Raw genomic sequence first — 12,867 nt, 5'->3', positions numbered from 1 at the left:
TTCAGGCGCTGATCTGGGCCATGGGTTCGGCGGTCAGAGAATTGCTTGCCGTCGCAAAGCGCACGATCGTGGCACCGTTCTGCATGGGCATGACGGTACAGTCCAGCGCGGTGCCGTCGCGCATCCGGATCTCGGCGCTCCATTCGGTGCGGTCATCGCGCATATCCACGAAATCGCGGATCTCACCCAGGACCGGAGTGGCGACGCAATGATCCTGCCAGATGCGCGTGACGTCGGTCACCGTCTCATTTTGAAATCCGGCCTCTTCCTGCGTTCCCCAAAGCCGCTGGTAGGCGTAGTTGGTCAGGGCCAATGTGCCGTCCTCGGAGAAGACCGCGATTGCGTCGGCCAGCTTGTCGAGGATCGATTGCATTAGGTCCATCTCGGACCGAAAGCGCCGGGTCAGGGTGATCTCGGCGGTGATGTCTTCGAACAGAAATGCAACAGCCCCGTCAGGATGCGGGCGGCCGCTGACGGAATAGACCGAGCCCGAGGGCAGGGACCATGTCTCCTGATAGTTCCCGTCCTCGGCCGCCTCGAGCAAATCGTTCATCTGGTTGCGCCATGACCGATAGTTTTTAGGCTCGGGCATCATGTGCTGATCCCGCAGCCGGTCAAAAAAGCTGGAGATATTGGGACGGCAGCTGAGGAAATCCGGCGGCAGGGTGGTCAGGTCGATCAGCGCCGGGTTGAATAGGGCCAGTTGACGGTTGCGGTCGAAAATAGCCAAGCCGATCGACAGCTGCGCAAAGGTCTTGGTCATCGTCTGCACGAATTTTCGCTGGGCGGTTTCAGCCTGCACAATCGCATTGATATCGACCGCATAGAACAGGCGGCCTTCCGCATGGTCCACTTGGGTCAAATCAAACCACAATTTGCTTTCACTTCCTGTCACGTCGATCGAGACGCGGGATTTCCCGCCGCGCCGCGGCTCGGCCCCGGTGTCCGGGAACAGGGGCAGGGTCAGGTCGGCATCCAGCCCGCGCGCCTTGCGGACAAGGGCGACATAGGCCGCGTTGCACCAGCGCACGCTTGCGTTCTGATCCAGCAGCCAGACCGGATAGGGTGCCTGATCCATCGCCAGTCGGATCGGATCATTCGGATCCCGAAGCTTGGTTTTCTTTTCTCTCGTCGGTTCGTGCAGTTGAATCCGAACGATCCCGTCGATCCATTCGCACAAAACCTCACGCTCAACCGTGCAGTCGATGGCTGAGACAACCAGATTGCCCTGATCGCGCACGAGATCGGGTGTTTCCGGGAAGGTGGGGAAATCACGCTGCAACAAGCGTCGAAGATCGTTCCAATCCGCGACATGTTCAAAACCGGCGAGCGCTATGTCAGAGTGGCTGATCAGGCGGTCGCCATCGAACAGAAAAACGGCGTCGAACAAGGAACTTGCCGTGAACATGCCATAGCTGTTGTCTCGCCGGGCACGACGCGGCAGCAGCCACATGACCGCAAAACAGCACGAGACTAGGCTGATCGCGGCCAGAATGATCCAGTCTGCCATCTTCTCCTCTTACGGCTGCGGAACCCCGACGCAACCTAAGGCGAGAATGGTTAACGGTGTCTTAACTCAGACCTGGATAGGCTGGTTGCGCCCGGATGGTACCGGAGTATCGCCCTGTTGCGCGTCGATGCGTTTGCGCGGCCATTCGACCTTGACGATAGCACCCCGGCGGTCAGGCTTGTCCGAGAGGTGCTGATACGGGTCCGAGCCGTTGGCAAATTCCAAATCCGCCCCGCTGCGCTCCAATAGGGTTTTTGCGATGAACAGGCCAAGCCCCATACCTTCGTACTCAGGGCGCGCGCGCTGGTCGGTTTCGGCCCGTCTTCGCCGCATCAAGGGATCACCAATCCGCCCGATCAGATGCGAGGGGTAGCCGCGCCCGTCATCCATGATACAGACGGTGATCTTGTCCGAGGTCCACTCCGCCTCCACCCAGACATTCGCGCGGGAGAAATCCACTGCATTCTGGATCAGGTTGCGCAAACCGTGAATGATCTCGGGTTTGCGCAGGATCGAAGGTTGTTGCACATCGCCATCCAGCACCGGACCTTCGGCGAAATGTACGGTCTTCCCCCGGTCGATATGCGGCTCGGCCGCTTCATGCACCACCGTGGACAAGGGCGCTTGACGAAGGTGCAGATCGTCTTTGCCGGCACGTCCCATATCGCGCAGGATGTCCCGGCATCTGTCCGCCTGCTCACGGATCAGGGCAGCGTCTTCTTTCAGCTCGGGGCGGTCGTCGAGCTCCTCGATCAATTCGGAACTGGCCAGTTTGATCGTCGCCAGAGGGGTCCCCAGCTCATGCGCGGCGGCGGCGACAACTCCTCCCAGATCGGTCAGCTTCTGTTCGCGCGCCAGCGCCATATGCGTGGCCGCCAGCGCCTCGGACATCGAGCGCGCCTCGGAGCTGACCCGGTGCGAGTAGGCCCCGATAAAGACAATGGCGATGATGATCGCGGCCCAGTTGCCGAACAGAAGAATGTCGGGGATTTGCAGGACCAGGCCAATCTCGGTCCGCAGGGGCAGGTGAAACTCAGCCAGAAGGGTGGCCAGCGCAATTGCCACGGCCCCCACGATCAGCGTTGAGCGGGTACTCATGACATTTGCCGAGATCGTGACCGGACCCAGCAACAGCAGGGCAAAGGGATTGTTCAATCCGCCGGTCAGATACAGCAGGATCGCCAGTTGAAACAGGTCGAATAGCACCATCAAGAAGTTCTGGAACTCAGTCAGGCGTTTGTTTTGTGGGAACAGGAAGCTGGCAGTCAGGTTGCCGATCACCGAAACGCCGATCGCCAAGTAACACAGGGTGACCTCAAGCTGCACATGATAGCTGTGCTGAGCCACCGTAATAGCCGTGATCTGGCCAAAGATGGCCACCCAGCGCAGTAGGATAAGGGTGCGCAGCCTGATCCAGCTGCTTCGTTCCTGACCGCCCCATAAACTCTGGTTGGATTCTGCCATTGGTCACTTATGTCCTGTTGCATCGGCTGATCATCTTGATAGGTGTCCCGGCTGATACGATCAACAACCCCTTGCACACGGAAAACGATCATGACCCGCCTGTTTGCTATTCTCGCAGCTGTCGTTCTTGCTATCGGCCTTGGCGCCATGTGGCTTTTGACAATGGGGTCAGGGTCAGATGACAAATACGCCCAATGCCGGTCCAGCCAGATCGCGGGCGGAACGGCGGCGATTGGCGGTCCGTTCGAACTGGTCAATGGTAAAGGCGAGACGGTCACTGACAAGGATGTGATCACCGAGCCGACGCTCGTCTATTTCGGATATACGTTCTGCCCCGATGTCTGCCCCTTTGACATGTCCCGCAACGCCGAGGCCGTGGACATTCTGGCCGAGCGCGGGCAATCCGTGACGCCTCTGTTCATCTCGATCGACCCCGATCGCGACACGCCTGAAGTGGTCGGAGACTACGCCTTCAACCTGCATGAACGTCTAATCGCCCTGACCGGTTCACCCGAGCAGGTCAAGGCCGCCAGCCAAGCCTACAAGACCTACTACAAGGCCCATGACAAAAGCGACGAATACTATCTGGTCGACCATTCCACCTTCACCTATCTGGTGACACCCGAAGATGGGTTTCTTGAGTTCTTCAAACGTGAAGACACAGCGCAGCAAATGGCTGACAAGGTCGGTTGCTTTTTGGACCAAGCCGGCTCCTGACAAGCCGGTTTGACCTTTGGCCCCGCGCTGCTATTACTTCTAGGTAAAGCCAAAGGCATGAAATAGCGGAAAGACTCAACGATGGCAGACAGTTCCCAGCTTGATATCGGCCCCGATAAATCTCTGCTTTTGGTGGATGATGACGAGCCGTTCCTGAGACGCCTTGCCAAAGCCATGGAAAAACGCGGTTTCGAGGTTGAAACCGCCGGCTCCGTCGCCGCAGGCCGCGCCATTTCCACCGCGCGTCCGCCGGCCTATGCGGTTGTGGATTTGCGGCTTGAGGACGGCAACGGTCTGGATGTCGTCGAAGTGTTGCGCGAAAAGCGCCCGGACAGCCGGGTCGTGGTGCTGACCGGATACGGCGCCATTGCCACAGCTGTCGCCGCCGTCAAGATTGGCGCAACTGACTATCTGTCCAAACCCGCCGACGCCACAGACATCACAAACGCGCTGCTGGCCAAGGGCGACGAACTGCCCCCGCCGCCGGAAAACCCCATGAGTGCCGACCGTGTGCGCTGGGAACATATCCAGCGGGTCTATGAACTGTGCGACCGCAACGTCTCGGAAACCGCGCGGCGCCTGAACATGCACCGTAGGACGTTGCAGCGTATTTTGGCGAAGCGCAGCCCGCGCTAAAAAGCAGAGCTTTCACTCGTCTGATCAGAGAGTAGTCTTTCAGGCTACTCGCCAGACTTAGGATAGATGAACCCGTTCACCGGGTACAAACTGCCGTATTGCCCCGGCACGCTCTCGACCCGAACCAGTGTCCAGTCATTGTTCTTGGAGACGTCTTTGACGCCCATTTTCAATGACACTTTGTTGCGGTGCCAATTGGCGTGGTTCACGATAACGACCCGGTCGCTAACAACATCGGACACGACAGCCACATGGCCCAGAGGCATCCCGCGCGTTGCCCGAAATGACATGACCGAACCGACAGCCGGTTCGTTGCCCCGCGCAAAACCACTGCGCGCCTTGCCCCACCAATCCTTGGCGTTGCCGCGAATTTCGATACCGCTGAGGTTGCGCGCATAGGGCACGCACCACACCCTCTGCCCCCGAGCCTGCTTTTGCGAGACCTCGCGCAGCGCCATTGACTGACGTTCCGGATCGAGTCCCAGATCGGTTGGACCTTGGGCGCAGGCAGAGACCAGACTCAAAAGCCCCACCGCAATTGCGGTACGGATTGTGCCGGACAAGCGCGGCCAAGTCGTGTCTGTTTTGCGTGTGCCGGTGCTCAAGAATCTTCACTGTCCATTCGAAGACACGTGAGTTTTAGGGGGATCAGATGTGTTGTGAAAAGAGGTCTGTCAGCTCGTGGCAAGATTTCGCCGGTTCTTTGTTACACAAATAGGACAATAGCCGGGCCAGAAGGGGAAAATAACGAAGTGTTTGACTACCTGATATGGGCACAGCTTGTTCGAGACGGCGCGACGTCTGAGAATGCATGCAGGACATAGTAGTGGAATTTGGCGGCGTGTAGTCGTAGGTGATTATTGTCTCTTGAGCGCGCTTTTTGATCAACTAGTGTTTTATCTCGCTCTCGAGTTTTGCAATAAAATCCTTGCGAGCTATTGGGTTGGAGAACCAGAAAAGCCCCTTTGTTTTGAGCGCGCTGAGTACAAACTCTGTTCTTATTGCCGCCTCACCGCTTCGTAGAGAAAACACGCCCGTCGTCATAAGTCCATCACTACAAGAAACTTGGTGCTCAGAACTCGCGCCGAAGGCCTTTCCGGTTTCGCTTTCGAAGAAGTATCGAAAATCCCTGAACTCTTGAGGTGAAAGAAAATGGCGGATTTTAGTTTCTTCATATCCCCAAGCCAGAGGAGAAATAACAATTCTGTCTGCCGCCTCTGCCTTACACTCCTTGTAACTAAGTCTTCTTAGTTTTTGCCAGACACCGGTTTGGTAAAAGGATTTGATCTCGGTTAATTGCTGTGCATCGAATGTCTTAAGATATGATTTCGCAAAATCGTCAAGCTGCTCGTCGATGGCAACATCTGTGATTTCATTAGGAACAAGGATTTCGAGGCGCTCGGCATCTCTTACTCTTATGTTGTGGTTTCTCAACAGACTATCGAGGTACCTAACATAATACTTTGAAGCATTGGTTCTCATCGTGCGAAGTTCTTCTTCTAGAAACCGTTGGCTAGCGATATATTTCGCATCGTCTTCTGGAGATGCAGATGCCGTAAGTGCAAGGCAGCACAATAAAATCACTGTGAAACACAGCCTATTCATCTCGAAACTTCCTACTATCTCTCAAGCAACGCGCTATGCCGTGCCACATACGCTTCTCTTACCTCAACCGGCGGTCTTAGCGTGATCGTCAGCCCCTCCATCACCGCCCGATCCGGACGACCGAAGAACTTCGTCGCCTCAGCCTCGGAAAAACCTGCGATCTGGGTGGCTTCCATCCAGGCGCTGATCTTGTCGGCTTTCTTGATCTGCCGTTTTACCGATTTCGGTACCTCGGCAGGAAGTCCAAAGCGAATATGGATCGCTGCCGCCAGACGGTCATCTAGCGCGCCATAGCCCGGGCCTACGGCGGATTTGACGGGTGAGATCATGTCTCCGATCACGTATTCCGGCGCGTCGTGCAGCAAAGCTGCCAGCCGCCACTTCACGGGCGCTTTGGGTGCAATACGGCCAAAAAGTTCTTCGACCAGCAGGGAATGCTCGGCCACGGAATAGGCGAAATCGCCCGCCGTTTGCCCGTTCCAACGCGCCACAAAGGCCAGGCCATGGGCGATATCCTCGATCTCGATATCGACCGGGGTCGGGTCCAGCAGGTCTAACCTGCGGCCCGACAGCATCCTCTGCCATGCGCGGGGTTGTGTTGCCATTCTGCCATGCCTTGTGAAGTGGGACACAATAAAACCAAATTGTTTCTGCTATGATGTACCTGTCAGGATCACCAGCTGCCAACGTTTTCTTGAGCATTCGTGCTTTGAAACCACACCAACTGATCCCGACATTCAAACCGAGGGGGGCACTGGCTTCTCCCGGTGCGCTCCTCTCACAAAGTGAAACGAAAGGAGTTTGCTATGTTCAAACGTATATTCGCAGTCGCCCTGACCTTTGGCATGGCCGCCACGGCCCCGCCCGCCTTTGCCCAGAATTGTGCAGAGCGCGAGCATGTGGTTGACAAGCTGCAGAAAAGCTACTCGGAAGAGCTGGTTTTTGGGGGTTTGCAGAAAACACGCGGCGCACAATCGGTCATGGAGGTCTGGACCTCACGAGAAACGGGTAGCTACACCGTTTTGGTGACCCATGCGAACGGCTTAAGTTGTATTGTCGCCGTTGGCACCGATTTTTTCGAAGCGATTCCGAAGGTCAAGGTTGACGGCACGCCCAGTTGATTTTGTGGCGTAACATCCCGTTTTCGGTCATCCACATTGCCACCTGCCCCAAGGGATGCTAGGGGCAGCCGGAACTGTGATTGACCGCAAAAATGGAGCGCCTTATGGCCGGGGACTATATCGTCAAAGACATTTCGCTGGCCGGGTTCGGCCGCAAGGAACTGGATATCGCCGAAACTGAAATGCCGGGCCTGATGGCGCTGCGTTCGGAATATGGTGAAAGCAAGCCTCTGAGCGGTGCGCGGATCGTTGGGTCGCTGCACATGACCATCCAGACCGCCGTTCTGATCGAAACGCTGGTTGCCCTGGGCGCGGATGTGCGCTGGGCGTCGTGCAACATCTTCTCGACCCAGGACCACGCGGCAGCGGCGATTGCCGAGGCGGGTATCCCTGTCTTTGCCATCAAGGGCCAGACGCTGGAAGAGCATTGGCATTACCTGGACAAATCCTTCCTGTTCGACGAAGGCCCGAACATGATCCTGGACGATGGCGGCGACGCGACGCTGTATATCCTGCTGGGCGCTCGTGCTGAAGCGGGTGAAGACATTATCCCCGTTCCGGGTTCGGAAGAGGAAGAGGTGATCAAGAAGCAGATCGCCAAGCGCATGGCAGCCTCGCCCGGTTGGTTCACCAAAATGCGTGACCAGATCCAAGGCGTGTCCGAGGAAACCACCACCGGCGTGAACCGCCTGTATCAGCTGGTGAAAGACGGCCACCTGCCGTTCCCAGCGATCAACGTGAACGACTCGGTCACCAAGTCGAAATTCGACAACAAATACGGCTGCAAGGAATCGCTGGTTGACGGTATCCGCCGCGCCACTGACACCATGCTTGCCGGTAAGGTTGCCGTGGTCTGTGGTTATGGCGACGTGGGCAAAGGCTCGGCCGCTTCGCTGTCCGGCGCTGGCGCGCGTGTTAAAGTGACTGAGGTTGACCCGATCTGCGCGTTGCAGGCCGCGATGGACGGCTATGAAGTCACATTGCTGGAAGACGAAGTTGCAACGGCGGATGTGTTCATCACCACCACCGGCAACAAGGACGTGATCCGCATCGAGCATATGCGCGAGATGAAGGATATGGCGATTGTCGGCAACATCGGTCACTTCGACAACGAAATTCAGGTGGCCAGCCTGAAGAACCACAAATGGACCAACATCAAGGAACAGGTGGACATGATCGAGATGCCCTCGGGCAACCGCATCATCCTGCTGTCCGAAGGCCGTCTGCTGAACCTCGGCAACGCCACCGGTCACCCGTCCTTCGTGATGTCGGCCTCTTTCACCAACCAGGTTCTGGCGCAGATCGAGCTGTTCACCAAAGGCGACCAGTACGAGAACAAGGTCTACATCCTGCCCAAGCATCTGGATGAGAAAGTGGCCCGCCTACATCTGGATCGTATCGGCGTGAAGCTGACCAAGATGGACAACGAACAAGCGGCTTATATCGGCGTTGCGCCGGAAGGCCCCTACAAGCCCGAGCACTACCGCTACTGATCGCGGATCGGGTATGACCAAACGTTCAGGACGCCGCCGGATCTTGTATCTGGCGGCGTCTTTCTTTTCGATCATTGTATTTCTATTTCTTGTTGGGTCGGCCGGGTATGTGTTGCTGTCGCATCCCAAATCACCGCTGCCCGACCACTGGAATCCTTTGCGGGATCTGACACTGACCGCGCCTGTTACGCCCGTTACCAAATATCAGATGAACCGGGCGCTGGCGGATGAGGCGCAGTGCCGGGCCACACTGTCTGAGGCCGGTGTTGCGTTCTCAGAGATGGAGGATATGGTCGTCGACCAGAACTGTGGCATCTCCGGACGGGGTGAGCTGTCCCGCTTGGTCAGTGCCCGGATGAACGCGGTCGAGACCCGCTGTACAACGGCCCTGCGTCTGGCGATGTGGGATCATCACGTGGTTCAGCCCGCCGCGCAGGACTTGTTGGGTACTCAAGTACGCACATTGCGCCATCTGGGCAGCTACAATTGCCGCCGGATGCGGACCGCGCAGGGCGAAAACAGTGGTTGGAGCAGCCATGCGACAGCAGATTCGATTGATATCATCAGCGTGGAACTGGCGGATGGGCGCACGCTCAGCCTATTGCAGGATTGGTCCGCGCCGGGACCCGAAGCCGCGTTTCTACATCGGATCGGGAAGGGGGCGTGTGACTGGTTCCGCGTGGTTTTAGGCCCCAATTTCAACCGCCTGCACGCGGATCATTTTCACCTACAAGGCCCCGGTTGGGGCTATTGTCGATAGGTATCCCGGCCCCGCTGAACAGGGCCGGGCCAGGATCAGCGTCCGCTGACCGCGTCGGAAAGCGATTTGAACCGGACGATCTTGTAGATCCCCTTGGAGGCATCCTCGCCATTGTTCAAAACGGGTGAGCGGTGCAACTCGTTAATCGTGGCATAGACATACCCATCCGCACCGATCGAGAACCCGTCCGGCCACGGCAATTCGTCATCTGACTGGAACAGAACCTCATAGCTGCCATCCGGCTTGGTGACGCCCAGTGCATTATCCGTCATCGCGGTGATATAGACATTGCCACCGGTATCCACGGTCGAACCATCCGAGATCGGCTTGTCGCCATAGCGCTCGACCTGCGCCTCAAGATCGGCATCCGATAGGCTTTCATCCAGCAATGCCGCCGTGGGGATACGGTACATCGCGCTTGCCGTCATCGGGGCGAAATAGACCCAGGTATTGGTCGGATCGACAGTGATTGGGTTGATGCCGATTTTGGCCGGATTGCCGCCCAGCGTGATCTCACGCCCGTCAATCACCATCGGGGTATCCTCGGGGATCGTGTATCGGGACCCTTCCAGAACGCGCCGCGCGCGGCCCGTCTCAAGATCAACCACGATGATGGCCGAGTTCTGACCGTCACCCGTATCCGAGATGTAAATCGCCCCATGATCGCGGTCGACTGCAAGGTCGTTCAGGAACGAGGTCGGCCGCGCGACCGGGGCACCGATATAGTGGATCGCGTGCAGCGTCTCGGTTTTGGTGTCCCAACCGACAATGCGCCCGGTCTGGTTTTCACCCTGACCGTCCAGCATCCACAGAATACCATCGCGATCTGCACGCAGGCCCAAAACGCCGTTCAACCCATCGGCATCATCTTGTGGGGCGCGGGCCCAGTCCTCGGTCGGGTAGGGCTTGGTTGATCCGTCGGGCATCACTTCGACCACGCGTAACTCGGGCCCGTAGAATTCATGCACCGACATGAACATGCGCCCATCCGGTCCAATCGCCAGATTGCCCGGAGGCATGGCCTTCTCGAACTCAAGATACGTTTCCAATTCGGCTGCCGCCGCGGGCAAAGCCAGCGCCAAGGCGCATGTAGCTGCATAGAGCGATTTCATCGGGTCCTCCTCTGATGTGCCCGATCAGATACCATTTGAAATTTTCTCGGATAACTGGCTCAATTTCGAAACCAGTGTTAGGAATCCTCGAATGTACCATGTGAACGATCTTCTGACCTTCGTCTCTGTCGCCAAAACTGGAGGGGTCGGATCGGCTGCAAAGGCGCTGGGCATTTCGGCAGCGACGGTCAGCCATCGGATCGGGAAGTTAGAAGAGGTGCTGAACCTCAAACTCTTTCACCGCAACAGCCGCCGGGTGCAACTGACCAATGAAGGCCTGATCTTTCTGGATCGGATCGAGCCTGTGTTGTCTGATCTGCGAGAGGCCGAATTGGAGGCCGGAAGCGGCAAGGGGGCGCTGCGCGGCCATCTGCGTGTAACCCTGTCGCCGTGGATCTTGTCCCGGTTCATCATGCCGTTGACGGACAGTTTCCAAGAGGATCATCCGGACCTGACGATCGAGTTTCTAGCTGTCGACCGCTATGTCTCTCTGGTGGATGAGGGCGTTGATTGCGCCATTCGTGTCGGGCAATTGCCGGACAGCACGCTGAAGGCGCGCAAGCTTTGCGACAATGACCGGATCATCTGCGCCGCGCCGGGTTTCATTGCACGATACGAGATGCCCAAATCCGTCGAAGACCTGCGCAAGATGCGTTGGGCGTGTTTGCCCTGGCAGACGCGGTTCGACACCCATGAGGGGCAACTGTCCGTCACGCGACGTATTGCCGTTTCCAACTCGGACATGTTGACCGAAGCCGCAGTGCAGGGGCTGGGGCTGGCGGTCAAATCCCGTCTGGCCGTTCAGCGAGAGTTGCAGCAGGGCACGCTGGTCGAGGTTTTGCCCGGTGCGTTGAAATCCCCCTCTGCACCAATTGCCTTTGTTCACGCGGGCAGCAGTACTCCGGGGCGCAAAGTTCGCGCGTTTTCGGACCTTGCAGATCGAGCCTTTCAAGGCGCGCGGCAAAGGCGCTCCTCCGCTTAGGGGGAAAGCGCGGAATTTTTCCCTTTGTGGGAATAAGAGGAATGGCTAGGCTTCCGGCACCTGTTTTTAGGATTTGAGTAACCGCAGCCAGGACTGCTGATAGGGAGACTTTTTATGGGAAAACGCGACGATCTGATCGCCAAATACGCCGATGATCTGAAAAACAAATGCGGCATGGATGCCGATATGGACCTGCTAACCAAGGTCACAATCGGTTGTGGCCCGGCGATCTATGACGCCGACGCGTCGACCGTGGCAGCCAGCCAGGATGGAGAGCTGGAGACTGTCAAAAACAACTTCCTCATCAAAAAGCTGGGTCTAGCTGACGGTCCCGAGCTGATGGAGGCTATCAACTCGGTTCTGGAAACCTATGGCATGTCCGAGCGCAACAAGTACCGCGCCGTGGTCTACTACATGCTGACCAAGCATTTCGGCAAAGAATCGGTTTACGGCTAAACGTTACGTTTTCCACCCAAACGCCCGCCTTCCCATCGGCGGGCGTTTTTGTTTTGAGTTATATTTTAAGGACTTGGTGTTTGAAGCGGCCTGAGAAAACAGGCTATGGTCCTTATGTGGCCAGGACGGTCAGAACCAACAGATTCCAATACGCGTGTGGTGAGTAGGGAGCACGTGGGGTAGGGAAGGTTCTGCACCGTGTAGGGCCTTCCCTCTATTTTAAAGCGTTTTGCGTTTTGGCCTAGGCAAGGTCATCGAAATGCGCGTTCGACCGCAGGGAGCGGCAGCGTAATTCGATTCAAATCAAACGCAAAGCGATCTAGTCGGCCGCAGTCGAGCCTAGGGCGCAGATCACCCGCCATTCCGCCTCGGTGACCGGCTGCACCGACAGGCGAGAGTTTTTGACCAGCACCATTTCACCCAGACGTTCATCCGCTTTGATCTGATCCAGCGTGACGTGAACTTCAAACGGGCTTACCGCCTTGATATCCACGCATTCCCAACGTTCGTCATCGGTGGTGCTGTCGGGATGGGCCTCAGCACAGACCTCAACGATGCCGACGATCGCCTTGTCCTTTTGCGAGTGATAAAAGAACCCGCGATCACCGATTGCCATTTGCCGCATGAAATTGCGCGCCTGATAGTTCCGCACGCCGTCCCATTCTTCGCCTGCCTCGCCCTTGGCAACCTGCTGGTCCCAGCTCCAGGTCGATGGCTCGGATTTGAACAGCCAATATGCCATCAGCCAATCACCTTTTTCCAAGGGATCAGTTCGACAGACTGGAACAGGCCTGCCTTGGCATAGGGATCATTGTCGGCCCAGCTTTGTGCAGCGGCCAGATCTTCGACATCGAGAACAACCAGCGAGCCGATCATCGCATCTCCGTCCAGCAACGGGCCAGCCTGCGATACAACGCCGGTTTCTTCGATATAGGCCAAATGGGCCGAGCGGTTGTCCAGCCGGGTTTGCAGCGCGCCGGGTTTGTCACGGGCGATGAGGGCGATCAGCAT

The 12,867-nt window shown here is 57.2% G+C and carries 15 protein-coding genes; 7 read left to right on the top strand and 8 right to left on the bottom strand.

The window, feature by feature from the left end; genetic code table 11:
• Position 1 precedes the first annotated feature (1 nt).
• Both ACR0I8_RS03855 and regB read right to left on the bottom strand, forming a co-directional pair.
• Positions 2 to 1,510, bottom strand: a complete 1,509-nt coding sequence (locus ACR0I8_RS03855; protein WP_170689587.1) for a PAS-domain containing protein — start codon at positions 1,508 to 1,510, stop codon at positions 2 to 4.
• A 66-nt stretch (positions 1,511 to 1,576) separates the two neighbouring features.
• Positions 1,577 to 2,974: a sensor histidine kinase RegB gene (regB, locus tag ACR0I8_RS03850; protein ID WP_170470634.1), complete on the bottom strand. Its 1,398-nt coding sequence runs from the start codon at positions 2,972 to 2,974 to the stop codon at positions 1,577 to 1,579.
• Between the two features lie 90 nt (positions 2,975 to 3,064).
• On the opposite strand from regB, the gene ACR0I8_RS03845 reads away from it, so the two are divergent.
• Both ACR0I8_RS03845 and ACR0I8_RS03840 read left to right on the top strand, forming a co-directional pair.
• A complete protein-coding gene (locus ACR0I8_RS03845; RefSeq protein WP_170689589.1) occupies positions 3,065 to 3,691 on the top strand; it encodes an SCO family protein in 627 nt (208 codons plus the stop codon).
• Between the two features lie 81 nt (positions 3,692 to 3,772).
• Positions 3,773 to 4,327 (top strand): ActR/PrrA/RegA family redox response regulator transcription factor, encoded by a 555-nt coding sequence (locus ACR0I8_RS03840; protein ID WP_050604676.1) that lies wholly within the window; start codon positions 3,773 to 3,775, stop codon positions 4,325 to 4,327.
• 44 nt (positions 4,328 to 4,371) lie between these two features.
• On the opposite strand, the gene ACR0I8_RS03835 is transcribed toward ACR0I8_RS03840, so the two are convergent.
• From ACR0I8_RS03835 to ACR0I8_RS03825, 3 genes are all read right to left on the bottom strand, one after another.
• Positions 4,372 to 4,932, bottom strand: coding sequence for a CHAP domain-containing protein (locus ACR0I8_RS03835; protein WP_480702759.1), 561 nt, complete (start codon positions 4,930 to 4,932; stop codon positions 4,372 to 4,374).
• Between the two features lie 283 nt (positions 4,933 to 5,215).
• Entirely contained in the window at positions 5,216 to 5,932 is a 717-nt protein-coding gene (locus tag ACR0I8_RS03830; RefSeq protein ID WP_170453321.1) for a hypothetical protein, read from the bottom strand.
• A 14-nt stretch (positions 5,933 to 5,946) separates the two neighbouring features.
• The gene (locus ACR0I8_RS03825; RefSeq protein ID WP_170689591.1) at positions 5,947 to 6,537 is read right to left on the bottom strand and encodes an HD domain-containing protein; all 591 of its coding nucleotides are present in this window, start codon (positions 6,535 to 6,537) and stop codon (positions 5,947 to 5,949) included.
• A 201-nt stretch (positions 6,538 to 6,738) separates the two neighbouring features.
• Here ACR0I8_RS03825 and ACR0I8_RS03820 point away from each other — a divergent pair, with 201 nt between their 5' ends.
• From ACR0I8_RS03820 to ACR0I8_RS03810, 3 genes are all read left to right on the top strand, one after another.
• The gene (locus tag ACR0I8_RS03820; protein ID WP_170380174.1) at positions 6,739 to 7,053 is read left to right on the top strand and encodes a hypothetical protein; all 315 of its coding nucleotides are present in this window, start codon (positions 6,739 to 6,741) and stop codon (positions 7,051 to 7,053) included.
• Between the two features lie 104 nt (positions 7,054 to 7,157).
• Positions 7,158 to 8,546 carry an adenosylhomocysteinase gene (gene ahcY, locus ACR0I8_RS03815; RefSeq protein ID WP_170689666.1) on the top strand — a complete coding sequence of 463 codons (1,389 nt, stop codon included), beginning with the start codon at positions 7,158 to 7,160 and terminating at the stop codon, positions 8,544 to 8,546.
• Between the two features lie 13 nt (positions 8,547 to 8,559).
• Positions 8,560 to 9,306 carry an extensin family protein gene (locus tag ACR0I8_RS03810; RefSeq protein ID WP_170689592.1) on the top strand — a complete coding sequence of 249 codons (747 nt, stop codon included), beginning with the start codon at positions 8,560 to 8,562 and terminating at the stop codon, positions 9,304 to 9,306.
• Positions 9,307 to 9,341: 35 nt separating this feature from the next.
• On the opposite strand, the gene ACR0I8_RS03805 is transcribed toward ACR0I8_RS03810, so the two are convergent.
• Positions 9,342 to 10,418, bottom strand: a complete 1,077-nt coding sequence (locus tag ACR0I8_RS03805; protein WP_170689594.1) for an L-dopachrome tautomerase-related protein — start codon at positions 10,416 to 10,418, stop codon at positions 9,342 to 9,344.
• A 91-nt stretch (positions 10,419 to 10,509) separates the two neighbouring features.
• On the opposite strand from ACR0I8_RS03805, the gene ACR0I8_RS03800 reads away from it, so the two are divergent.
• On the top strand, positions 10,510 to 11,400 hold the full coding sequence (locus ACR0I8_RS03800; RefSeq protein WP_170689596.1) for a LysR family transcriptional regulator: 891 nt from the start codon (positions 10,510 to 10,512) through the stop codon (positions 11,398 to 11,400).
• A gap of 114 nt (positions 11,401 to 11,514) precedes the next feature.
• Positions 11,515 to 11,856, top strand: coding sequence for a DUF2853 family protein (locus tag ACR0I8_RS03795; RefSeq protein WP_170380170.1), 342 nt, complete (start codon positions 11,515 to 11,517; stop codon positions 11,854 to 11,856).
• Positions 11,857 to 12,175: 319 nt separating this feature from the next.
• Here the strand turns inward: ACR0I8_RS03795 and ACR0I8_RS03790 are convergent, their stop codons facing one another.
• Positions 12,176 to 12,598 (bottom strand): EVE domain-containing protein, encoded by a 423-nt coding sequence (locus tag ACR0I8_RS03790; protein WP_170689597.1) that lies wholly within the window; start codon positions 12,596 to 12,598, stop codon positions 12,176 to 12,178.
• Entirely contained in the window at positions 12,598 to 12,867 is a 270-nt protein-coding gene (locus ACR0I8_RS03785) for a YciI family protein (RefSeq protein WP_170380168.1), read from the bottom strand. The genes ACR0I8_RS03790 and ACR0I8_RS03785 overlap by 1 nt, the downstream gene beginning before the upstream one ends.

The organism is Ruegeria sp. BG9 (assembly GCF_056538305.1).
The sequence above is the reverse complement of the archived record's forward strand: the minus strand, read 5'-3'. Positions and strand labels throughout refer to the sequence as shown.